This window comes from Nocardia mexicana NBRC 108244, from assembly GCF_001613165.1.
In the GTDB taxonomy this organism is placed as follows: Bacteria; Actinomycetota; Actinomycetes; order Mycobacteriales; family Mycobacteriaceae; genus Nocardia; species Nocardia mexicana.
In genome coordinates this window covers 56,280-78,569 of sequence record NZ_BDBV01000050.1, presented here as the reverse complement: position 1 = coordinate 78,569, position 22,290 = coordinate 56,280, and the positions used below count along the sequence as shown (strand labels likewise).

General features: G+C 69.5%; 20 protein-coding genes. 11 read left to right on the top strand and 9 right to left on the bottom strand.

Annotated features, from left to right (window positions below):
• Positions 1-101 precede the first annotated feature (101 nt).
• Complete coding sequence (locus NM1_RS20375; protein WP_068021951.1) at positions 102-1,796, top strand: GMC oxidoreductase; 1,695 nt, start codon at positions 102-104, stop codon at positions 1,794-1,796.
• Positions 1,797-1,962: 166 nt separating this feature from the next.
• The gene (locus tag NM1_RS20370; protein ID WP_246010734.1) at positions 1,963-2,844 is read left to right on the top strand and encodes a nuclease-related domain-containing protein; all 882 of its coding nucleotides are present in this window, start codon (positions 1,963-1,965) and stop codon (positions 2,842-2,844) included.
• On the opposite strand, the gene NM1_RS20365 is transcribed toward NM1_RS20370, so the two are convergent.
• Both NM1_RS20365 and NM1_RS20360 read right to left on the bottom strand, forming a co-directional pair.
• Positions 2,825-3,439 (bottom strand): phosphatase PAP2 family protein, encoded by a 615-nt coding sequence (locus tag NM1_RS20365; protein WP_084519827.1) that lies wholly within the window; start codon positions 3,437-3,439, stop codon positions 2,825-2,827. The two genes, NM1_RS20370 and NM1_RS20365, sit on opposite strands and share 20 nt — an antisense overlap.
• Before the next feature lie 43 nt (positions 3,440-3,482).
• Positions 3,483-5,429, bottom strand: a complete 1,947-nt coding sequence (locus NM1_RS20360) for an acyl-CoA dehydrogenase family protein (protein ID WP_068022154.1) — start codon at positions 5,427-5,429, stop codon at positions 3,483-3,485.
• A 484-nt stretch (positions 5,430-5,913) separates the two neighbouring features.
• On the opposite strand from NM1_RS20360, the gene NM1_RS20355 reads away from it, so the two are divergent.
• On the top strand, positions 5,914-7,308 hold the full coding sequence (locus tag NM1_RS20355; protein WP_068022150.1) for a threonine/serine exporter family protein: 1,395 nt from the start codon (positions 5,914-5,916) through the stop codon (positions 7,306-7,308).
• A gap of 12 nt (positions 7,309-7,320) precedes the next feature.
• Here the strand turns inward: NM1_RS20355 and NM1_RS20350 are convergent, their stop codons facing one another.
• From NM1_RS20350 to NM1_RS20340, 3 genes are all read right to left on the bottom strand, one after another.
• A complete protein-coding gene (locus NM1_RS20350; RefSeq protein ID WP_068021946.1) occupies positions 7,321-8,046 on the bottom strand; it encodes a TetR/AcrR family transcriptional regulator in 726 nt (241 codons plus the stop codon).
• A gap of 100 nt (positions 8,047-8,146) precedes the next feature.
• On the bottom strand, positions 8,147-9,373 hold the full coding sequence (locus tag NM1_RS20345; protein WP_068021940.1) for a cytochrome P450: 1,227 nt from the start codon (positions 9,371-9,373) through the stop codon (positions 8,147-8,149).
• A gap of 85 nt (positions 9,374-9,458) precedes the next feature.
• On the bottom strand, positions 9,459-10,946 hold the full coding sequence (locus tag NM1_RS20340) for a sugar transferase (RefSeq protein ID WP_068021938.1): 1,488 nt from the start codon (positions 10,944-10,946) through the stop codon (positions 9,459-9,461).
• Between the two features lie 458 nt (positions 10,947-11,404).
• On the opposite strand from NM1_RS20340, the gene NM1_RS20335 reads away from it, so the two are divergent.
• The 7 genes from NM1_RS20335 to NM1_RS20305 all read left to right on the top strand — a co-directional run bounded on the left by NM1_RS20335 (position 11,405) and on the right by NM1_RS20305 (position 17,529).
• Positions 11,405-12,643 carry a class I SAM-dependent methyltransferase gene (locus NM1_RS20335; protein WP_068022148.1) on the top strand — a complete coding sequence of 413 codons (1,239 nt, stop codon included), beginning with the start codon at positions 11,405-11,407 and terminating at the stop codon, positions 12,641-12,643.
• The gene (locus tag NM1_RS20330; RefSeq protein ID WP_068021936.1) at positions 12,640-13,434 is read left to right on the top strand and encodes a glycosyltransferase family protein; all 795 of its coding nucleotides are present in this window, start codon (positions 12,640-12,642) and stop codon (positions 13,432-13,434) included. The genes NM1_RS20335 and NM1_RS20330 overlap by 4 nt, the downstream gene beginning before the upstream one ends.
• A complete protein-coding gene (locus tag NM1_RS20325) occupies positions 13,428-14,075 on the top strand; it encodes a PIG-L deacetylase family protein (RefSeq protein WP_068021934.1) in 648 nt (215 codons plus the stop codon). Before NM1_RS20330 ends, NM1_RS20325 begins: the two co-directional genes overlap by 7 nt.
• A 3-nt stretch (positions 14,076-14,078) precedes the next feature.
• Entirely contained in the window at positions 14,079-15,107 is a 1,029-nt protein-coding gene (locus tag NM1_RS20320; RefSeq protein ID WP_068021931.1) for an NAD-dependent epimerase/dehydratase family protein, read from the top strand.
• Between the two features lie 4 nt (positions 15,108-15,111).
• Positions 15,112-15,678 (top strand): dTDP-4-dehydrorhamnose 3,5-epimerase, encoded by a 567-nt coding sequence (gene rfbC, locus NM1_RS20315; RefSeq protein WP_068021928.1) that lies wholly within the window; start codon positions 15,112-15,114, stop codon positions 15,676-15,678.
• Positions 15,675-16,760 carry a transferase gene (locus NM1_RS20310; RefSeq protein ID WP_084519826.1) on the top strand — a complete coding sequence of 362 codons (1,086 nt, stop codon included), beginning with the start codon at positions 15,675-15,677 and terminating at the stop codon, positions 16,758-16,760. The genes rfbC and NM1_RS20310 overlap by 4 nt, the downstream gene beginning before the upstream one ends.
• Positions 16,761-16,884: 124 nt before the next feature.
• On the top strand, positions 16,885-17,529 hold the full coding sequence (locus NM1_RS20305) for an MspA family porin (protein WP_084519825.1): 645 nt from the start codon (positions 16,885-16,887) through the stop codon (positions 17,527-17,529).
• A 2-nt stretch (positions 17,530-17,531) separates the two neighbouring features.
• On the opposite strand, the gene NM1_RS20300 is transcribed toward NM1_RS20305, so the two are convergent.
• The 4 genes from NM1_RS20300 to NM1_RS20285 form a co-directional block, all read right to left on the bottom strand.
• Positions 17,532-18,368: a glycosyltransferase family 2 protein gene (locus NM1_RS20300; protein ID WP_068021925.1), complete on the bottom strand. Its 837-nt coding sequence runs from the start codon at positions 18,366-18,368 to the stop codon at positions 17,532-17,534.
• Positions 18,365-19,693 carry a polysaccharide pyruvyl transferase family protein gene (locus tag NM1_RS20295; RefSeq protein WP_068021923.1) on the bottom strand — a complete coding sequence of 443 codons (1,329 nt, stop codon included), beginning with the start codon at positions 19,691-19,693 and terminating at the stop codon, positions 18,365-18,367. The genes NM1_RS20300 and NM1_RS20295 overlap by 4 nt, the downstream gene beginning before the upstream one ends.
• A gap of 136 nt (positions 19,694-19,829) precedes the next feature.
• A complete protein-coding gene (locus NM1_RS20290) occupies positions 19,830-20,852 on the bottom strand; it encodes an ABC transporter substrate-binding protein (protein WP_068021921.1) in 1,023 nt (340 codons plus the stop codon).
• 92 nt (positions 20,853-20,944) lie between these two features.
• Positions 20,945-21,514 (bottom strand): peptide deformylase, encoded by a 570-nt coding sequence (locus NM1_RS20285; protein WP_068021914.1) that lies wholly within the window; start codon positions 21,512-21,514, stop codon positions 20,945-20,947.
• A gap of 46 nt (positions 21,515-21,560) precedes the next feature.
• Here NM1_RS20285 and NM1_RS20280 point away from each other — a divergent pair, with 46 nt between their 5' ends.
• Positions 21,561-22,106 carry a PadR family transcriptional regulator gene (locus NM1_RS20280; protein ID WP_068021911.1) on the top strand — a complete coding sequence of 182 codons (546 nt, stop codon included), beginning with the start codon at positions 21,561-21,563 and terminating at the stop codon, positions 22,104-22,106.
• Positions 22,107-22,290 lie beyond the last annotated feature (184 nt).

Below are 22,290 nucleotides of genomic sequence, written 5' to 3'. Positions count from 1 at the left end.
ATCGGGCATGCGGGCAGGATATGTTTCGAGCCATCTCCGACGGGATGAAAGAATGAGTCGGAAATCGTGTCATTGCAGTGCGGTGGATTGAGAGGAAGACCATGCCCGACTTCGACTACGACGTGGTGGTGATCGGCTCCGGATTCGGCGGCAGCGTCAGCGCGCTCCGGCTGACCGAGAAGGGCTACCGGGTGGCCGTCCTCGAGTCCGGCCGCCGCTGGCCGGCCGAGTCCATCCCGAAGACGAATTGGAATGTGCGCAAGTCGATCTGGGCGCCGCGGCTGGGCCTGACCGGGCCGCAGCGGATCAGCGTGCTCGGCAAGTGCGCGGTGTTCTCCGCCTCCGGCGTGGGCGGCGGGTCGCTGATCTACGGCAACACCCTCTACGAACCGCTGCCCAACTTCTATCGAGACCCGCAGTGGGCGCACATCACCGACTGGCGCTCCGAGCTCGCGCCGTACTACGACCAGGCCACGCGCATGCTCGGGGTGGCGCAGAACCCGCGCATGACCCCGGCGGACGAGGTGATCCGCTCCATCGCCGACGACCTGAACGTCAGCGATACGTTCCACCCGACCAATGTCGGCGTGTTCTTCAACGAGGCCGATCCGGGCACCGAGGTCGACGACCCGTACTTCGGCGGGGTCGGGCCGCGCCGCAGCGGCTGCATCCACTGCGCCCGGTGCTTCACCGGCTGCCCGCACAACGCCAAGAACACCACCCCCACCAACTACCTGTACCTCGCCGAGCAGGCCGGGGCGAAGGTGTTCGAACTCACCACGGCGAGCAGCGTGCGGCCGATGGTCGGCGGCGGCTACGCCATCGAGACGGAGCGGTCGGATCGCTGGATCCGCAAGGGCCGCAAGACCTTCACCACCGAGCAAGTGGTCTTCGCGGCGGCCGCGCTGGGCACCCAGAAGCTGCTGCACAAGATGCGGGACGCGGACGTGCTGCCGAACCTGTCGCCGCGGCTGGGCGAACTGACCCGCAGTAATTCGGAGGCGATCCTCAACGTGGTCAGCCGCGAGCGGTCCGATTTCGCCGAGGGCATCGCCATCACCTCCTCCATCCACCCCGAGCCCGATACCCATATCGAGGTGTGCCACTACGGCAAGGGGCAGAACGCGCTGTTCCCGCTGTCGGCGCCGATCGTCGACGGCGGCGCGTTCCGGTTCCTGCGGTTCCTGCTGGCGATGGTCATGCACCCGATGGTGTTCCTGCGCAGCCTCAACGCCCGGCGCGCGTCGGAGAAGTCGGTGATCCTGCTGGTCATGCAGTCGCTGGACAACTCGCTGACCTCGTTCCGGCGCTGGGGTCAACTGAAGACGAAACAAGGTACGGGACAGCCGAATCCGACCTGGATCCCGATCGCGCACGACGTCGGGCGGCGGTTCGGCGAGAAGGTGAACGGCGATGTGCAGGGCCTGGTCATGGATGTGTTCAACATTCCCGCCACCGCCCACTACATCGGCGGCTGCGTGATCGGCGAGGGGCCCGAGAGCGGTGTGGTGGATCCGTACCAGCGGGTCTTCGGTCATCCGGGCCTGCACATCGCCGACGGTTCGGCCGTGACCGCCAACCTGGGCGTGAACCCGTCGCTCACCATCACCGCGCAGGCCGAGCGCGCGATGGCGTTCTGGCCCAACAAGGGCGAGGCCGACGCCCGCCCCGAACTGGGACAGCCGTACCGGCGCATCGCCCCGACCGCGCCGAACCAGCCCACGGTGCCCGCGGCGGCGCCGGGCGCGCTGCGCCTGCCCATCCGCCCGGCCGATCCGGCGGTGCCTACGGCCTGAGAGCACCGGAACGACCGGGAGCGGCGGGCCGAATCGACCCGGAGCGCGTGGCCCGCACGCCCGATTGCCCACACGCGGGGGTGCATCCCCACTCGAAGCGGCGCGGGCACATATGCTTTCGGTACCGAGTGTCGACGGGAAGGGCTGGTCGCCAATGCTCGTGCGAGTGCAGAATGCCGCCGGCACCCTGGCCGAACGCGCGCTGATCGACTGGCTGCGCACCTGGAAGGGCCAGGGTGACCCGCACGGCGTGGCCACCGTGAACTGCAGCCTGTTCCACAACGATCGGCTGCATCAGTTCGACGCGGTGGTGTGGACGCCGACCAGCTGCGTGGTGATCGAGGCCGAGGCCCTGGTGGAGAAGGCCAGCGGCGAGATGGAGGTGCCGCTCAACGGTCCCTGGCGGGTCGGCAACCAGGTGATGACGCTGGAGGGCGGCGACCGCCGGGCGCCGCTGGACAAGTCGCGCGACCACACCTACGCCCTGCAGAGCTGGCTCGCCGAGCGCAGCCTCGGGCAGCGCGTCGTGCACGGGGTGGTGCTGGTGGTGCCGCCGCACGGCGCGGACCTGAAAATCCGGCAGCTGTGGAGCGATCCCAGCTTCGAGGTGGTGCTCGGCGACGATCCGCGCCGCCTCGCCGACTACCTGAACACGCTGGCCTCGCAGGGTCGCGCGCAGTGGACGGTCAACGATGTCGCGATGACCTTCCGCGGCCTCGGGATCCTGCCGTACCTTCCGGCGCCGCAGGACCTCGAGCACGAGGGTTTCGGCGGGCCGGTGGACATCACGCTCTGGTACGGCGGGCCGCAGCAGGCGCAGGCCGAGGCCTATCTGGAGGAGAAGGCGGCGGCCGAGCAGGCCTATTCCGGGCCGCTGGCCATCCGGACGCCCTGGTACAGCCCGTGGAAGCTGTATCCGCGCGAGGTCGGCCGGCTTGATATGGGCCGGGCGGCGCTGCGCATCGTCCTCGCCATCGGCATGCTGGTCGCCGCCGCCTGGGTGCTCTGGTTCGTGCTCGCGCTGCTGCTCACCTACGGCACCGCCTGAGCCGCTCCGTCGCCGCGTACAGCGCGGTCGCGAGGGCGATCGCCGCCGCGATCCCGCCGAGAATATCGGTGGGATAGTGATATCCGAGCCCGACCATCCCGACGGCGACGGCCGCCAGCAGCACGGCGGCGACTGCGATCTCGATCACGCGGGTGCGCCGGGTCTCCGCCACCAGCACGAAAGCCGTTGCGATGGCCACGAAGTGAACGGTGTGGCCGCTCGGATAGGCGAGATAGTCCTCGAGATGCCGGTGCCACACCGGCTTCAGCACCCAGGTATTGATCACTACCGCGAGTTCCGGTGCTACGAACAGGAATCCGGCGTTCCACCACTCCCGACGCGCGGCATACCACACGACGCCGACCGCCAGGACCGGCAGCAGAACGTAGGCATTGCTCGGTATCACCAGCGCCTCGAACACCCCGGGATGCGCGCCTAGGGCCGAGCGCACCCACTCGCCCACCACCCGATCCAGCCCGGTCGGCCCGCCACCGTCCGGAAACGTCAACGGCAGCAGCACAGTTGCGACGATGCCCACGACCACCGCCACGGGGGCAACGATCTCGCGCCTTGCGATAACGAGCGGTCGGTTCACGGCTCGACGATAGCGAGTGCGCCCTTCCCGCTATTTCCGGCGGCTACCGCGGGTGGTCGACCACACCGCGCTGGTGGACGCTGGCGTCGTTCAGCATGGCGGCGTGCAGCATCTGCTCCGGGACGCCCAGGGCCTCGACCAGGGTCGCGGAGTCCGGGCGGAGGCGGTCGACGAGTTCGTTCACGCCGCGGCGCACCGCCTTCGCCCGCTCCACCGACATGAAGCGGTGCATGATGTACCACGCCAGATTCTGTTCCAGCGAAGAGAACACGAACAGGTCGCAGACGGTGTCGGCGAGGGCTCGCGCCTCCGGGTCGTCGATCCCGGCGATGCCTTCGATGAACGCCTCCAGCACCAGGCGGTCGATGTGCGCCTCACCCGCGGTGAGGATGTGGTCCTGGGCGTTGTTGAACGCCTCGAAGGGGCCGGTGTCCTTGGCGCGGGCCTGCAGCCGGTGCGCGGCGGTCCGCACCAGGTAGTCCTCGCGATCGGCGAACAGCTGCAGCTGCACCGAGCGCTTCGACAGGTCGCCGTCGTCCACGCTCTCGTCGGACCGGTCGCGCAGCCGCTGGATGAGCTGGCGCACACCGGTACCTTGGCGCACCACGTCGCGGCCCATCGTGGCGGCGAACCGCACCCAGCCCAGCGCATCCAGGTCGCGCACCTCGTCGGAGTACGCGGTGAGCAGCTCCTTGGCCACCAACTGGGTGAGCACCACGTTGTCGCCCTCGAAGGTGGTGAACACGTCGGTGTCGGCCTTCAAGGTCACCAGCCGGTTCTCGGTGAGATAGCCCGCGCCGCCGCAGCATTCGCGGCATTCCTGAATCGTGCGGGTGGCGTGCCGGGTCTGGGCGACCTTGAGCCCGGCCGCCCGCTTCTCCAGCGCGCGCTGCGCGGCCGGGTCCAGGTCCTGCCCGGTCTGCACCGCGTGCATGCGGCGCACCAGGTCGTTCTGCGCGAACGACAGCGCGAACGCGCGCGCCACGTGCGGCAGCAGCCGACGCTGGTGGCTGCGGTAGTCCAGCAGCACGGTCTCCTCGCCGGAATCCGGATCGGCGAACTGGCGGCGCTGATCGCCGTAGCGCAGGGCGATGCTCAGGGCCACCCGCGCACCCGCCGCGGCCGCGCCGCCGACACTGATGCGACCGCGCACCAGCGTGCCGAGCGTGGTGAAGAACCGGCGGCTGGGGTTCTCGATCTCGGAGGCGTAGGTGCCGTCCGGATCCACATCCGCATAGCGGTTGAGCAGGTTCTCCCGCGGAATCCGCACCTGATCGAATCGGATCCGGCCGTTGTCCACGCCGGGCAGGCCGCCCTTGAGCCCGCAGTCGGAGGTGGTGACGCCGGGGAGGTCGCGCCCCTGCTCGTCGCGGATCGGCACGAGGAAGCAGTGCACGCCCTGGTTCTCACCCTGCGTGATCAACTGCGCGAACACGGCGGCTATCCGCGCGTGTTCGGCGGCGCCGCCGATGTAGTCCTTGCGCGCGGATTCGGTGGGGCTGTGCACCACGAACTCGTGGGTCGCGGGATCGTAGGTGGCGGTGGTCTCCAGGTTCGCCACATCGCTGCCGTGGCCCGATTCGGTCATCGCGAAACAGCCCAGCAGGTCCAGCCGCAGCAGCTGCTTGACAACGTCACGGTGACGCTCGGTACCGAGGTTCTCCACCGCGCCACCGAACAGTCCCCACTGCACACCGCACTTCACCCACAGCGACAGATCGGCGTAGGCCAGCATCTCCAGCCCCGTCACCGCGCCGCCCGGATCGCCGGTGCCGCCGTGATCGATCCGGAAACCCTTTTCGGCATAACCGAATTCGGAGACCAGACGCATCTGGTCGAGGACCCGCGCCCGGGCCGCCCGGTAGTCTAGGTGCGGATCGCCGAACAGCCGATCGTCGCAGAGTTGCCGTCGCGCCTGTTCGCGCACCTCTCGCCAAGGGCCGTCCAGGGCCGCTCGTAGCTGGTCCGCGGAAGAGTTCTCGGTGCCCATGCCCCCGACCATAGCCGCAGATTTCGTCCGATTGCCGATCCGTAACACACGACACGGCCGAGCCGAAGGGAACCAGGTGCCCCCTGATCACGAACACACCGGACCGGTTGGTCTCGGCGTTCCCGTCTCCGCCGCCCCCGACGCCGAGGGTCCGAACCGCGACGAACGCCCGGCGCCGGTTCATCCGAACTCGCTGCCGAGAATTCACCGGGATCAGGCGCCGAAACGGGATGGCGAACGGGCCGAGCCCTCGACGCCCGAGACTGGGCCGGATCCACTGGGCGAATCCGCCCGAACTGCGCGGATACCGGCGAAACCGCAGGTCCGCCCGGACGCCGGTGACGCACGATCGCGCGCGCCGCGGCTGACGGATACCGCGGCAGCATCTACCGTGCACAGTGTGAGCGACGACGCCGACACGGTGGCGATCCCGTATGCGCAGGAGCCCGAGCGGCGCCCGCGACTGCGACACGTCACCCAAGCCATGGATCGGGTCGTCGATCGCCTCGTCGCGGAACGGAAGGCCACCGCCGACGCGGTGGTGGAGGCGCCCGCCCCGCTGCAGCCGATCGACCTCACCGACGACGCCCGCGTCACCCAGGTGCTGGATCTCGCCGAGCGGGTGGGCGAGGTGGTGCTGTCCTCGGGCACCGCGGTCACCGACACCACCTCCCAGGTCGAATTCATCGCCGCCACATACGGTTTGTCGCAGGTCGACGTCGACGTCACCTACAACGCGATCCGAATCTCCGCCGACCGGGGGCCGACGCTGCCGCCCGCCAGCACCATGCGCATCGTGAACTACCGCTCGATGGACTTCACCAGGCTGGCCGCCGTCGACCGGCTCACCCGACGCATCCGCCGCGAGCTGATGCCGCCGGAGGAGGCGCTCGAGGCGCTCGAGGCGATCACCACGGCGCCGCACCCGTACACCCGCTGGATCGCGACATTCGGCTGGTCGCTGATGGCGGCCTCGATCGCCCTGTTACTCGGCGGCGGCGTGCTGCTCGCCGGGGCGAGTTTCGTGGCGACCGCGGCGATCTACGGCACCAACCGCTATCTCAACCGCCGCGGACTGCCATTGTTCTTCCAGCACATGGTGGGCGGCGCCATCGCCACGGTCCCGGCCATTCTGCTCGCCACCTTCGGCGGGAAGATCGAGGCGAATCCGTCCCTGATCGTGGCGGCCGGGATCACGGTGCTGCTCAGTGGTCTGAGCCTGGTCGGCTCGGTCGAGGACGCCATCACCGGCGCACCGATCACGGCGGCGGCGCGCATGCTCGAGCTGCTGGTGATGACCGGCGGCATCATCGCCGGCGTGGCGCTGGCCCTGCGAGCGGCCACCCTGCTGGGTGCGACGTCTCCCCCGATCGATATGTCGGCGTCGACCTACGACATCAACAATCTTCCGGTGAAGCTGATCGCCGGTGCCGTGGCGTCGGCCGCGTTCGCGCTCGCCTGCTACGCGGAGCGCCGCGCCCTGGCCGCCGCGGGCATCAGCGGTATGGCGGCCACGGTCTGCTACCTGTTCGTGCAGTACGCGAATTTCGGACCGGTGGTGTCCTCGGGCGTCGCGGCGACCGTGGTCGGCCTCGCCGGTGGTCTCATGGCCCGCCGCGCGCTGACTCCGCCGCTGGTCGTGGCGGTCGCCGGTATCACCCCGCTGCTGCCCGGTCTGAAGGTGTACCGGGGCCTGTCGGCGCTGCTCAACGACCAGCAGCTGCTGGGCCTCAACCAGATGCTGGCCGCGTTCGGCATCGGATGCGCACTCGCGGCCGGGGTCACCCTCGGCGAATGGATGGCACGGTACCTGCGCCAGCCGCGAATCCTGCGGCGGTTCCAGGGGATTCGCCGTCCGGTGGTCCGGACGGCGACCTAGCGCGATCGGCGCTCAGGCGACCTCGAGGCCGATCGTGCGGACCAGATCCGCGAGCGTCGCGTCGAACAGCGCCTCCGAATCCCGCACGGGGATCGGGTAGTTGCCGAACACCTCGAGGGTCACGTGGCCGTAGAGGCGGGCCCAGAAGGTGATCATCAGATAGGTGACGCCCAGGTCCAGCTTCTCCGCCGGGAACTTCTGGCCCGATTCGGCAAGCACCGCAAGCAGTTCGGTCTGGAACCCGATCAGGTCCTCGCGCAGCGCCTCGGGGATGACGTCGGTCGCCGGGGTGACGATGTCGTAGGTGGTGAGCAGCCGACCGGCCGCCTCCAGGAAGATGCGGCCGAACGGCTCGTCGAACTGCCGCAGGGCACTGGGGCCTGCGCCGGTCGGCGAGGCGAACACCAGGGTGAACTCCCGCGCGTGCGCCAGCGCCCAGTGCCGGAAACCCTTGCAGATGGCGAACAGTTGCACCACGCCGTCGTCGGGCAGCTCCGCCACCTGCGTGGCGAGTTCGGCGGCCAGGTCGGCGCAGATATCACTGCGCACCGCGGCGACCAGATCGTCGCGGGAGGAGTAGTACCGGTACAGCGCGGGTGCGGTGATGCCCAGGTCGCGCGCGATGGCGCGCAGGGTTACCGCCTCCGGGCCCTGTTCCACCAGAAGCGTTCTGGCGACCCGCCGGATGTCCGCATCGCTCACCGCGGGCAACCGGCCCCGCCGCGCGGGTTCACTCATCCTCTGCCTCCGTCACACGAGCGCACCCGCGCTCCCCGACCCGTCCTCCGCCGCGGGGACCGCGGTGGCGGCATCCGCCGCCACCGCCGGTCCCGGTCGCTCATTCGTAGGCGACCTGCCAGCTCTTGATTCCGTTCAGCCAGCCCGAGCGTAGCCGGACCGGCTCGGAGATCTCGCGCAGGTTCGGCATCGCGTCGGCGATCGCGTTGAAGATCAGGTCCAGCTGCAGCCGCGCCAGGTTGGCCCCGACGCAGTAGTGGGTGCCGGTGCCGCCGAATCCGACGTGCGGGTTGGGGTTTCGCATCACGTCGAATTCGAAGGGCTTGTCGAAGCGCTCCTCGTCGAAGTTGGCCGAGGCGTAGAACAGCCCGACCCGCTGCCCCTTCTTGATGGCCTGGCCCTCGAGTTCGGTGTCCTCCAGGGCCGTTCGCTGGAAGGCGACGACCGGCGTTGCCCACCGCACGATCTCGTCCGGCGCGGTGCGCGGCCGCTCGGCCCGGTACAGCTCCCACTGCTCCGGATTGTCGACGAAAGCCTTCATCCCGTGCGTGGTGGCGTTGCGGGTGGTCTCGTTCCCGGCGACGGCCAAAAGGATGACGAACCAGGCGAATTCGTCGGAGCCGAGGGCCTCGCCGTCGACGTCGGCCGTCACGAGCTGGCTGACGATATCGTCGGCCGGGCACTTCTTCCGCTCCTCCGCCAGGTTCCAGGCGTAGCCCATGACCTCGGCGTTGGCCATCTTGTAGCTGTCCTGGAACTCCGGATCGTCGTAGCCCATCATCTTGTTGGACCAGTCGAACAGCTTGCCGCGGTCGGACTGCGGCACGCCCAGCAGTTCGGCGATCGCCTGCAGCGGCAGCTCGCAGGCCACCTGCTGCACGAAGTCGCCGCCGCCGGTCTTCTTGGCCTCGTGCACGATTCGCTCGGCGCGCTCGGTCAGCGCCTCGCGCAGGCTCTGCACCGCGCGCGGGGTGAAGCCGCGGGAGATGATGCGGCGCAGCTTGTCGTGCGCGGGCGGATCGGTGTTCACCAGCATGGCCCGCTGGATGTCGATCTCGTCGCGGGTGATGTCGCCGTTGAACCGGATCACCGCGGTATTGGCGTTGGTGGACCAGACCTGGGAGTTCTTGGAGATCTCCTTGATCTGGTCGAGCTTGCTGACGACCCAGTAGCCGCCGTCGTCGAAACCGCTGACGCCGTCGGGCTGGTCGACCCACCACACGGGCGCGGTGCGGCGGAGTTCGGCCCACTCTTCGACGGGCAGGCGGGTGGAGAGCAGGTCAGGATCGGTGAAATCGAAGTCGTGCGAGATGGACGGGGCTGACACGGTACCTCCTTTGGAACACGTTCCACAGGAGTGAACCACACCACACTCGTTTTGTGAACACCCTTTACTAAATGATGTTCACATTTCAGTACGCGCCGTCGCCGCGCGTGACCGCGCCCATGGTCCGGGCGATGAGCAGCAGGTCCAGCACCATAGACCAGTTCTCCACGTAGGACAGGTCCAGGCGCATCGCGTCCTCGATCGACAGGTCGGAGCGGCCGCTGACCTGCCAGAGGCCGGTCACCCCGGGTTTGACCAGCAGTCGGCGGCGCATCGTGCCGTCGTAGCTGTCGACCTCGCGGCGCACCTGCGGGCGCGGGCCGACCACGCTCATATCGCCGCGCAGCACGTTGAAGAACTGCGGCAGCTCGTCGAGCGAGTACTTGCGGATCACCCGGCCCACCGGCGTCACCCGCGGGTCCTCGCGCATCTTGAAGAACAGCGGGTTGCCGCCGTCGGCGGCGATCAGCTCGGCGACGTGCGCCTCGGCGTCGGCGTACATGCTGCGGAACTTGATCATCCGAAACGGCTTGCCGCCCCGGCCGATTCGCTCCGACAGGTAGAACACCGGCCCGGGACTGGTGACCTTCACCGCGACGGCGATGGCGACCAGCACGGGCGCGACGGCCAGCACCGCGGCGCCGGCGAAGCAGAGGTCGAACACCGCCTTGCCGAAGGATTTGGCGCGGTCGTACTGGGGCTTCTCCACGTGCAGCATCGGCATATCGGCGACGAACCGGTGCGTCAGCCTGGTCCCGGCGATGTCGACCAGGCCGGGCGCCACGATCAGCTCCACTCCCGGTGGGTCCAGCTCCCAGGCCAGGTGCCGGAAGTCGGCCGGGCCCAGGTCGTCGGTGGCGGTCACCGCCACGGTGTCGGCGCCGGTGGCACGCACCGCATCGAGCACCGAACGGTCGTCTCCCACAACGGGAATCGTGCGCCCGTCGACCTCGAGCGAGGGGGCGTCGACATCGGGAGTGCAGATGCCGACCACGTGGTATCCCGAGGAGGCGTCGCGCGAGAACGCCGCGACCATCGCCGCCGCGGCACCGCGACTGCCCACGACCAGCACCCGGACCGAGTACCGGCCGCTCAGGCGGTGACCGGCCACCCAGCGCCGCCACAGCCGCCGCTGCACCATCAGACCCGCCAGCCCGAGCGGCAGCGCGATCGCGAGATATCCGCGCGCGATATCGAATCGGAAGATCAGCGAGAGCATGGCGATCATGCCGAACAGCCGCAGCGTCGCGGCCACCAGTCTTCGGTATTCCTCTGTGCCGCTGCCGATTACGCGTGGCGACCGGGCACCGGAGACGGCCAGGAACGCCGTCCACACCAGCCCCAGCAGGATCGACACCACCGTATAGCGGACCTCCAGCGGCAGCGTGCTGGCCAGCGGCGGATCGACCGGCCCACCGAAGCGGATCACCTGCGCAGCGCCGACCGCGAGGCCGACGACCACCAGATCACCCACCCACAATCGGCGCGCGTACTCGATCTGCCAGCGTTCTCGTTCGGACCGCGGTGTCCCCGATGCGCGCGTGGCCGCACCGGCTCGAAGTTCGAAACTCATGATGAATACACCTCCCCCACGGGAGAACTCGACTCCGATCCCCGGTGACCGGTCCCCCTGCAGGCTGCACACCGTGGCAAACCCGATGGGTTCGACGGTGTTTCGCCGATCAGAAGGCGAATGTTACGGGGCCGATCATCGACGCGCGCGGCGAATTTCCGGCGGCGCACAATATCCCGACAACGGCCGGAAACATAACAACCGGTTTGCTGCGAAACCCCCTGTCGCCCTTGCTTCATGATCATAGAACCCTCGCTCCGCAAGAGTCTTCCGTCAGTTCTCGAGGCACTATCTCCGGCAGGAATGAAACCGACCGGAATTCACTTCCTTCGCTCCCCTACAGATGCCCGAAATCCCGGGAATCGTGTTGTAACGTAAGGATCGTCGATGCCGACCTGATGGTCGTCCCGGCATTTTCCGCCGGAGACCCGGTCCCGGCGAAAGGTGGGGAATTCTTCGTGCGATGCCGCCTGTGTGATTCCGGCCGGTTGGCCAGTGTGCTCGACTTGGGCGCCACGCCGCCGTGCGAGAAATTCCTGACCGCCGCGGAGCTGGATCTGCCCGAGCCGACCTATCCGCTGCACCTCCGCCTGTGCGAGGACTGCCTGCTGCTGCAGATCCCCGCGCTGATCACCCCGGAGGAGACCTTCACCGAGTACGCGTACTTCTCCTCCTACTCCGACAGCTGGGTGCGCCACGCCAATGCCTTTGTGACCCAGGCGATCAGCACGCTCGGGCTGGGCCCGAAATCGCTGATCGTGGAGGTCGCCAGCAACGACGGCTACCTGCTGCGGCACGCGGTCGCGGCCGGGGTGGGCGCGCTGGGCATCGAGCCCTCGGTCAACGTCGGCGCCGCCGCGCGCGAGCACGGCGTGCCGACGGTCACCGCCTTCCTCGACGAGGAGCTGGCCGCCAAGATCCGCGCCGAGCACGGCGCCGCCGATCTGGTCGTGGCCAACAACGTCTACGCGCACGTGCCGGATCTGCGCGGGTTCACCCGGTCGCTGCGCGCGCTCGTGGCCGACGACGGGTGGGTCTCGGTCGAGGTGCACCACGCGCTGAACCTGGTGCGGCTCGGCCAGTTCGACACCATCTACCACGAGCACTTTCAGTACTACACGCTGCTGTCGGCCCAGCGCGCGCTCGCGTCCGGCGGTCTGACGGTGGTGGATGTCGAGCAGCTGCCCACCCACGGCGGTTCGCTGCGGCTGTGGGCGCGGCCGCTGCCCGACGCGACCCCGACGGTGCGGGTCGACCGCCTCCTCGAGACCGAGCGTCAGGCCGGATTGCACAGTGCGGCAGGGTATTCCGGCCTACGCCTGCGCGCCGAGCAGGTCCGCCACGAGCTGCTGCGATTCCTGCTGGACTGCCGCGCCGAGGGGCGGCGGGTGGCCGGATACGGCGCCCCGGGCAAGGGCAATACGCTGCTCAACTACTGCGGCATCCGCCCGGACCTGCTGTCCTACACCGTCGATCGCAACCCGTACAAGCACGGCCGCTACACCCCGGGCACCCGCATCCCGATCCACCCGCCCGAGCGCCTCGACACCGACCGGCCGGACGTGGTGCTGGCGCTGCCGTGGAATCTCGAGGCCGAGATCACCGCACAGCTGCGGCATCTCGGCGACCGGGGCGCGGACCTGGTGTATCCGCTGCCCATCCTGCATCACGCCGATTTATCCGGGGGCCGGAGATGAAAGTTGTCCTGTTCTGTGGCGGTTACGGCATGCGCATGCGCGGCGGCATCGGCGATCCGGTGCCCAAGCCCATGCAGATGGTCGGCCCGCGACCGCTGATCTGGCACGTCATGCGCTACTACGCGCACTTCGGGCACAAGGACTTCATCCTGTGCCTGGGATACGGTGCCGCCCATATCAAGAACTACTTCCTCACCTACGAGGAGTCGGCCTCCAACGATTTCGTCATCCGCGGCGGGCAGGTCGAGCTGCTGGGGTCCGATATCAGCGACTGGACCATCACCTTCGTCGACACGGGCGTCGAGTCCGCGATCGGCGAGCGGCTGCGCCGGGTGCGCGGGCACCTGGCGGGCGAGCGGTACTTCCTGGCCAATTACGCCGACGTGCTCACCGACGCGCCGCTGGACGAGATGATCGACAAGTGCATGGCGTCCGGCGCCGCGGCGTCGATGATGATCGTCCCGCCGCAGTCGTCGTTCCACTGCGTGGACGTCAACGCCGCCGGCGAGGTCGAGCAGATCACGCCGGTGTCGCGGCTGCAGATCTGGGAGAACGGCGGGTATTTCGTGCTCACCCCGGAGGTGTTCGATCTGCTTCCGCCCGGCGGCGACCTGGTGGAGGACGCGTGCGGTGCGCTGGCCGCGCAGCGGCGGCTGTTCGGCTACCAGCACCTGGGATTCTGGAAACCGGCCGATACCTTCAAGGAGCGCGCCGAGCTCGACGCGGCCTATCACGGCGGCGACCGGCCGTGGATGGTGTGGGAGCGCAGCCTGAAGGAAGCGGCATGCTGAGGCTGGCCGCCCACGTTCGCGAGATCGCGCTGCTGGCGGCGCACTGCGACGACCTCACCATCGGGGCGGGCGGCACCCTGCTCACCCTCGCCGAATCCGTTGCCGGACTGAAGGTTCGGGCGCTGGTGCTGTGCGGAGGCGGGGGCGAGCGCGCCGCCGAGGAGCGCGCCGCACTCGAATCCTTCTGCCCCGGCGCGGATGTGCGGCTGACGGTGCTGGACCTGCCCGACGGGCGCACCCCCGCGCACTGGGAGTCGGTGAAGACCGGCGTCGCACGGCTGCGCCGCAGCGGCGAACCCGATCTGGTGTTCGCACCCCAGCGGGGCGACGCCCACCAGGACCACCGCCTGCTGGCGGAGCTGGTACCCACCGAATTCCGGGACCACCTCGTGCTCGGTTACGAGGTCCTCAAGTGGGAGACCGATACGCCACAGCCCACGATGTACGTCCCGCTCACCACGGAGGTCGCGCGGCACAAGGCCGAACTGCTCGTCAAACACTATCCCTCGCAACGGGATCGGGACTGGTTCGACGAGCACGCCTTCCTGGGCCTGTCCCGGCTGCGCGGTGTCCAGTGCCGCACCGGGCATGCGGAGGCGTTCGTGATCGACAAGGCCACAGTCGTTTTCGGAGGTGTGTGACCCATGCGCGTGCTCGTCACCGGGCATCAGGGATATCTGGGCACCGTGATGGTGCCCGTGCTGCGCGCGGCCGGACATCAGGTCGTGGGCCTGGATATCGGCTACTATGCCGACTGCGTGCTCGGCGCCCTGCCCGCGGACCCCTCCGGGATCGTCACCGATCTCCGCGACGTGACCGCCGAACAGCTGACCGGTTTCGACGCCGTCATCCATCTGGCGGCGCTGTCGAACGATCCGCTCGGCGCCCTGGCGCCGCAGATCACCTACGACATCAACTACCACGCCTCGGTGCGGCTGGCCCGGCTGGCGAAGGCCGCCGGGGTACACCGATTCCTCTACGCGTCGACATGTTCGGTGTACGGCGCGGCCGGTCCGGACCTGGTCGGCGAGCGAGCGCCGCTGCGACCGATCACCCCGTACGCCGAGAGCAAGGTGCGCGTGGAGGCGGCGGTGGCCGCGCTCGCCGACAGCGGGTTCTGCCCCGTATTCCTGCGCAACGCCACGGCCTTCGGATTCTCGCCGCGGCTGCGCGCCGATATCGTGCTGAACAATCTCGTCGGCTACGCGGTGCTCACCGGGGAGGTGCGGGTGCTCTCCGACGGCACCCCGTGGCGGCCGCTGGTGCACGCCGCCGATATCGCGGAGGCGTTCGCGGCCTGCCTCACCGCTCCGGCCGAGCGAATCTCCGGCCGCGCCTACAACATCGGCGACGAAGCCAACAATCTCACCGTCGCCGATATCGCGCAGGCCGTGGTGGCGGCGGTGCCGCGGTCGCGACTGGCGATCACCGGTGAGACCGGCGCCGATCCGCGCTCCTACCGGGTCGATTTCGGCAGGGCGCGAGAGGAATTGGGCTTCTCGGCGCGCTGGAGCGTCGCCGACGGGGCCGTCGAGCTGGCCCGCGAGTATGTCGCGCGCGGCCTCACCGCCGCCGATTTCTCGGACCGGTTCACCCGGCTCGCGCGGCTGCGGGCGCTGCGGGATGCGGGGGTGCTGGACGAGAGCCTGCGCCGCGTGCGGATCGGAGCGTGAGGCCGTGCGCATCGAGGGCGCCGAGCTGGCCGATGTGCTGGTGCTGACACCCGATCCGTTCCGCGACGACCGCGGCGTGTTCACCCGCACCTTCGACGCCGCGGAGTTCGACGCCCGGCTCGGCGTGCGCGGCGCGGCGGCCTCGTTCGTCCAGGATTCGCAGTCGCGATCGGTGCGCGGCGTGGTGCGCGGGCTGCACGGCCGGGCCGGGCGGGGCGAGGCGAAACTGGTGCGCTGCGCCCACGGCGCCGTCCACGACGTCCTCGTCGACATCCGCCCCAGCTCGCCGACCTTCGGCCACCGGCAGCAATTCCTGCTCGACGACAACGACTTCCGGCATCTGTACGTGCCGCCCGGATTCCTGCACGGCTTCCAGGCGCTGACGGAGACCGCCGACGTGTGCTACCGGATCGACCGAGCGCACGATCCGGCCGAGGATCTCGCCGTCGCCTTCGACGATCCGGAGCTGGCCATCGCGTGGCCGCAGCCGGTGACCGCGGTCTCCGACCGCGACCGCGCGGCCGGAAGCTGGGCCGCGCTGCGCGCCGCGCTCGGGGACGTCGGACCGTGAGCGCGCTCGGTTGCCGTGCCTGCGGGAGCATGGAACTCACCCGGGTGCTGGACCTCGGGAAGGTTCCGGCCGCCAATCATTTCCCGCTCGTCGACGAGCCGGTCGGCGTGGATCCCGTCCACGCCCTGGCGATGGACCTGTGCCGCGGCTGCGGGCTGGCGCAGCTGGCCGACGACGACACCGCCGTCGCCGAACCGCGCGGCCTGGAACCGCAGGCGCTGCGCGATCAGGCCGCCGCGGCCGTGCACCGGGTCGCCGGGGACGGCTGGCTGCGCGGTGCCACCGCGCGCGAGTTCGGCAGCCCACACGGTGGCACCTGGCTGCCGCTGCTGGCCGAGCACGGCTTCACCGAAATCCATTCCCGGCCCGCCCATGTGGTGCTCGACAGCTTCGGGCTCATGCACGAGCCGGACCAGCGCGCCGCCCTCGCCGATCGGGCGGCCGCCACCCGCCGCGACGGCGTACTGCTGCTGCAGTTCCATTCGCTGCGCACGATCGTCGCGCAGCGGCAGTGGAATGCGTTGCGGCACGGCCACTTCGCCTACTACTCGCTCACCGCCCTCCGGCACCTGCTCGGCACGGCCGGGCTGCATCCGGCCGATGCGTGGGAGTTCGATCTCTACGGCGGCACCGTGCTGGTGGCCGCGGTGCCCCACCCCACCGAACCCGGCGAGTCGGTGCGGCGCATCCTCGCCACCGAGCGCACGCTCACCGATCCGGCCGCGCTGGAGCCCTTGCAGGAGGCCGCCGACTCGCAGGTGCGCGACCTGCGCACGTGGCTGGAATACGAGGCCGCACAGGGGAATCGGATCTATTCCTACGGCGCCGCATCGCGGGCGGTGGCACTGTTCGCCCGCGCCGGACTGGACCGGAGCAGGTTGGCCGGTGTCGCCGACGCCTCCCCCGCCAAACACGGCCGCCGCATGCCCGGCACCGATATCCCCATCATCACTCCGGCCGAGCTCGTCGCGGCCCGGCCGCATCGGGTCCTGCTCACCCTGCCCGATCTGCTGCCCGAGGTGCAGGTCCGGCTGCCCGCGCTGAGCGGCCGGTGGGTCGTGCAGGTGCCGCAGCCGCCGTAATCCCGACACGCTGGTCGCCGGAAGGATCCGGGGGTGGCCACGCAACGAATTACAGGGGAATACGACTGCGTCCGTAGGGGTTACGGCGCATCCGATCAAACCTGATGAGGGAAGCAGGGGAATCATGAGGGATAAATCTCGGCGTGCCACCGTACGCACCGCCACCGTCGCCCGCGCTACCGCCGCCGCTGCCGCCGTCACGCTCGCCGTGGCACTGGGCGGCGGCACCGCGGGCGCCGGAGTCGACAGCGTCAACAGCATCGTCGACCGTGGCGATCGGTCCGTGGAGGCCATCCAGTCCGACACCCGGATCGACTTCGTGCCGCCGCTGGACGGCAATCCGCTCAGCCGCGAGTGGTTCCACCACGGTCGGGCCAGCTATCGCGTCGCCGGACCCGACGCCGACAACTGGCAGGGACACATCACGATCGGCTACATGGTCGGCTATCCGGCCACGTTCAACGGCAAGATCAAATTCCAGTACTACACACCGGGACTCGGCGTGGAGCTCGGCAACGAGCCGAAACTGCAGCTGTTCGACCTGATCCCGCAGCTGGGTGTCGAATTGGAGGTGGGCTTCGGCCCGGGGATCCAAACCATCGAGTGTGCGGGCGGCGATATCTTCGGCCGCGACGGGTTCATCCAGATGTCCGGCTTCCACGGCTCGGTGACCGGCGTACTCGGCCAGACCACGATCCGCCCGTTCGTGAAGGTGGTCAGCGCCGCCGGTGACACGGTGGTCACCTACGGCCCGGTCTGGACGATCTGAACTCAGCGCAGCAGCTCCGGGCGGCGGCGCACCGTCGCCATCGTCCGGATCCGCAGCCGCTCCCCCGCCTGCCGCACCAGGCGCAGATCACCCGCGAGCACGTCGGTCCGGGTGATCAGGTCCGGGTATTCGCGCGCCAGCCGGTGATGGAAGCGCGCCATCTCCGTCAGCTTGGATACCGTGGACGTGCGGCTGCACAGGTTGAACGACGAATTGCGCCAGGCCGCAACCATTTCCGGCATGCCATAGAACTCCCCGAACTCGCACACCCGCGCGAACAGGTCCACATCCATCGGGAACACCAGGTCGCCGCGGAACCCGCCCACGCGCTCGAAGTCGGTGCGCCGGAACATCGCCGCGGCGGTCGGGCCGAAATCGGCGGGCCCCCGCCGCACGATCGTGCGCATCAGGGTCCGGACCGAATGCGCGCCGAGCAGGCCGGGCAGGCCCAGGTCCGCCTCCTCGACGGCGTCCGCCTCGTCGATCACCTGGAATTTGGCCGAGCAGATCGCTATGCCGGTGTCGCGCATCAGTTCCAGCTGAGATTTCAGCGCGCCCGGCAGCAGGATGTCGTCGGCGCACACCACCTTCACCAGCTCGCCCGAGGACACGGCGACGGCCTTGTTCCAGTTGTCGCCGATCGGCAGCACCGTCTCGTTGCGGTGCAGGCGCACCCGCGGATCGGCGAACGACAGCGCGACGGACGCCGTGTCGTCGGAGCTGGCGTTGTCGAGCACCGACAGCTCGAAATCGGCGTCCTGCTCCAGGATCGACCGCATGGTGGTCGCGAGGGTGCGCCCGGCGTTGTAGGCGGGCACGCAGACCGACAATGTACTCATGGATTCCCCTGCGCTGGTGCGGTGTCCGACGGCGTCGCCGCGCTGTGTTCGCCCTCGACCAGGCGGTACACCCGCCGCATCCCGGCGCGGGCGGCGTCGATCTGGGCGACGGCCCGGTGCTGCAACGGATCTCGCAGTTCGGGTGCGGACTCCCACAGCTCCCGGACCGCGGCGGTGAGGGTGCGCCGCAGATCGGGATCGTCCATATCGACCACGCGCAGGCCCGTGCCGAACATGTCGGCCAGGCCGTGGAACTTGTCGTCGTAGTAGCGCGAGGCCGTGAGCCCCACGGCCGGAATTCCTTGTGACAGGGCGAAAACCGCCAGGTGATACGCGCTGGTGACCACGACCCGGCACCGCGATACCTGCCGCATGACCTCCTCGGCCGTGCCGCCGCGCCCGACCGGGGCGCGCGTCCGTCCGGCTCCGGCCAGCAGCCGCCGGGTGCAGTCACGATCCTCGGAGTCGTATTCGGAGATGATCAGCGGAGCCACCGCGGCCCCGAATTCAGCTGCGCGAGTGCGGATCACGTCGGACAGCGCCGATCGCGCGGATTCGCCGACGCGGGCGTAGTAGGTGATCCGCAAGCAGACCCCGAGGTCGCCGCCGATCCGGGCCTGCCGCAGCCGGTAGGCCGGTTCCACCGCATCGTCGCCGGTGACCATGATTCGCTCCGGTGCGACGCCGAGCTCCTGCAGCAGTTTCGGCCCGCGCCGCCCCTCCCGCAGGCCGATGAACCCGACTCCCGGCAGCACCTGTGCGGCCCGCTCCAGCAGCCGCGGATCATCGATGGGGCCGAACCCCTGGCCGATCATGGCGGTCGGAATGCCCAGCGACCGAGCCTGTTCCAGCAGATTGAGCGTGCGGTGGGCCTGGTAGAGGTCGACGTCGGTCATATAGCCGCCGCCCTGGGCGAGCACCAGCCCCGCGTCGACGGTGGCCGCGGGTAGCGGCGGTTCCGGCAGGTCGTGCTGTCCGGCGGTGCCGCGCAGCGTCTTTCGCGCCGCTCGCACCCGCGCCTTGGGCCCGTCGGTGGCGGCGCGCCAGCGCAGTGCCGCTCCGGCGGCAATCCGGTCCAGTGCGCCCGGGTGTCCCCAGTGCCCGCCGGTGCCCAGGTAGATCGGCTCGGCCCGCGGCAGCAGGGCGCGCAGCACGCGCGGCTGCTCGGTGAGCATCCCGACCCGGGCCCCCGGCCAGTGCTCCCGCAGCCGCTGTACGGTGACCGCCATCATGGCGATATCGCCGCGGTTGCGCAGCCAGTATTCGCCGTTCTCGATGAGTATCCGGATGTTCTCGGCACCCACCCCCGCGCCGGCCTCGCCCACGCTCGTCGTCCTTCCGCAAGCCCGGTCGCAGCCCGGATCATCGGTTCGGAGAGAGGCAGCACTGCCGCTCGCGAATGTATCGCACCACGTGCGGGTTTCGCTACGCGCGGCGAGCGGTTCGAGGACGGAATTTCGGTCAGGCGGCGGCGCGCGCCGACCGCAGCGCCGCGGCGAACCGCTCGAGCAGGGGCGCGACCCCGGCGTAGGAGTACCGGAACACCGTGCTCCAGGGCGTGATCTGGCCGCTGCGGACCGCCGGGAGGGTGCGCCACAACGGTTTTCCGGCCAGGGCGTCGGGTTGCAGGGCGTTGGACCGGCCGTCGAGCAGAATCAGGTCGGCGCGATATTTGTCGGCGTTCTCCCAGCTGAGACTCTCGTAGAACCCTTGGCTGTCGACGCGTTCGGGCACGACCAGATCCACTCCGAGCTCCTGGAAGTATCGGAGGTCGGCCGAGGCGCGCGGATCGGATACATAGAACGTGTCCGGTGCCGCGGAGGCCGCCAGCACGCGCAGGCCGGGCCGCTGCGCGACCGCGTCCCGCACCGCCTGCCCCGCCGCGGTGAACCTCGCCCGCGCCTGCGCGACCGCCGGAGCGTTCGGGTCGCCGCCCAGCGCCGTGGCCAGCTGCTCGTATCGGCCGATCGTCACCGGCAGCGGCTGCCTCGCCACCGCGATGGCCGCGATGTTCGGATTGATCGATTCGATCTTCGAGCGACTGTCGTCGGGGATGTACCAGAGCTGGTCCGGCGTATACGTGTCGGTGACCAGCAGGTCGGGTTCCAGGGCGGCGTACTTCTCCAGCGGGAAATCACCCCAGGCGTTGCCGAGCACCGTGAGGTTGTTCAGGTCCAGGTCCCCGGCCAGTTCGGATTTGGCGCCGTTCGCCGCCGTCGCATCCCCGAACACCCCGGCGATCCGATGCGCCACGCCGTAGTCCGCCAGCGCCGCCGCCGATCCCGTGAAGGCGACCACGCGGGAGGGAATCCCGTTGGCGCGCAGCGTCTTACCCCGGTCGTCGGTGAACGACCAGTCGCCGGATCCGGTCGCATCGTCCGGCGCGCGGCCGCACGCGGCCAGCACCGCCGCGACGGTCGTGACCCCGGCGGCCGCGAACAGGCCGCGGCGGGTCAGCCGCGTCCCCACATCGGCAGATGTCATACCCGTCCTCACTCGCGTCGGCTGCGGTAGATAGGTCAGCCTAACCTACTTTGCACCACCGCTACCTGCCAGCTATCGGCCGGGCGGCCGGCTCAGCCGTGGAACGGGTCGATATCCGCACCCGGCAGCCACGAATGACCGGGCCGCGTCCAGTCGCGCCGCTTCACCACCTTGCGTGCGGCCCGCTGATTGCGCCCGACGAGGCGATCCAGATAGAGCTTCCCGGCCAGGTGGTCGGTCTCGTGCTGCAGGCAGCGCGCCAGGTATCCCGTGCCCTCGACCTGCAGCGACGCCCCGTCGACGTCCACGCCGGTGACCCGCGCCCAGTCGGCGCGGCCGGTCGGGAACCATTCCCCCGGCACCGACAGGCAGCCCTCGCCGTCCAGATCGGGATCGGGCATCGTCTCCGGGATCGCCGACGTCTCGAGCACCGGATTCACCACGTAGCCCCGGTGCCGGACGCCGCCGTCGATCAGGTCGTAGACGAATACCGACCGCGGATCGCCGATCTGGTTGGCGGCCAGGCCCGCACCGTTGGCCGCGGTATTCGTCTCGAACAGGACGTCCACGAACTCGGCGAGCTCGCCGTCGAATTCGGTGACGGGAACGGCCGGTGTGGTGAGCCGGGGATCTCCGGCGATGAGGATCGGTCGCACAGGCATGCAGCCGAGAGTACTCAAATGCGAGTAGTCGTGTCAGACTGAGGGGGTGAACGAGACCCGGCTCTTCGTCCTCGCCGCGTTGGCCAAGCGCGGCCCCATGCACGGCCACCAGCTGCGCCGCGATGCCCGGCTGGACCGCGCCGACCTGTGGTCGCGGGTGAAGCCGGGCTCGCTCTACGGGGCGCTGCACCGCATGAGCGACGAGGGCCTGATCCGGCCGCTGCGCACCGAACAGCCCGGCGCGCAGCCCGCACGGACGGTCTACGAGATCACCGACGAGGGCCAGCGCGAACTCCGTGCGCTGCGCGACGAGGCGTTCACCGACGTCGCCATCCGCCCGGACCCCGTCGATCTCGCGCTGGCGGTCAGCGCCGACCTGGATCCGGACCTGCTGCGGGGATACCTCACCGACCGCATCGCCGCCCTGCGCGCCCGGGCCGCCGGGATCGAGCACCAGCTCGACCGGCGCTGGCCCGACCAGAGCACCGTCGACGATCTCGTCGTCGATCATGCCCGAATCCGCATTCAGGCCGAGATCGACTGGCACGAAAAGGTTCTCGCCGACGTCGACAAGCTGGACATGCCGCGGTAGGCGCTCCGGCCCGGATTCGCCTCTAGCACAGCCGGACTCCCCGCCACCAGCCCCGAAAACAAACCGGCACGATTGCTCGCGGTTGGCCGACCGCGACGGCAGGATTCGAATAGACTTCCCACCCAGGGGCGGTGCGATCGCAGCCGCGGTCGACGGAGAACAGATCGCGGGGGTGCGCGATGGG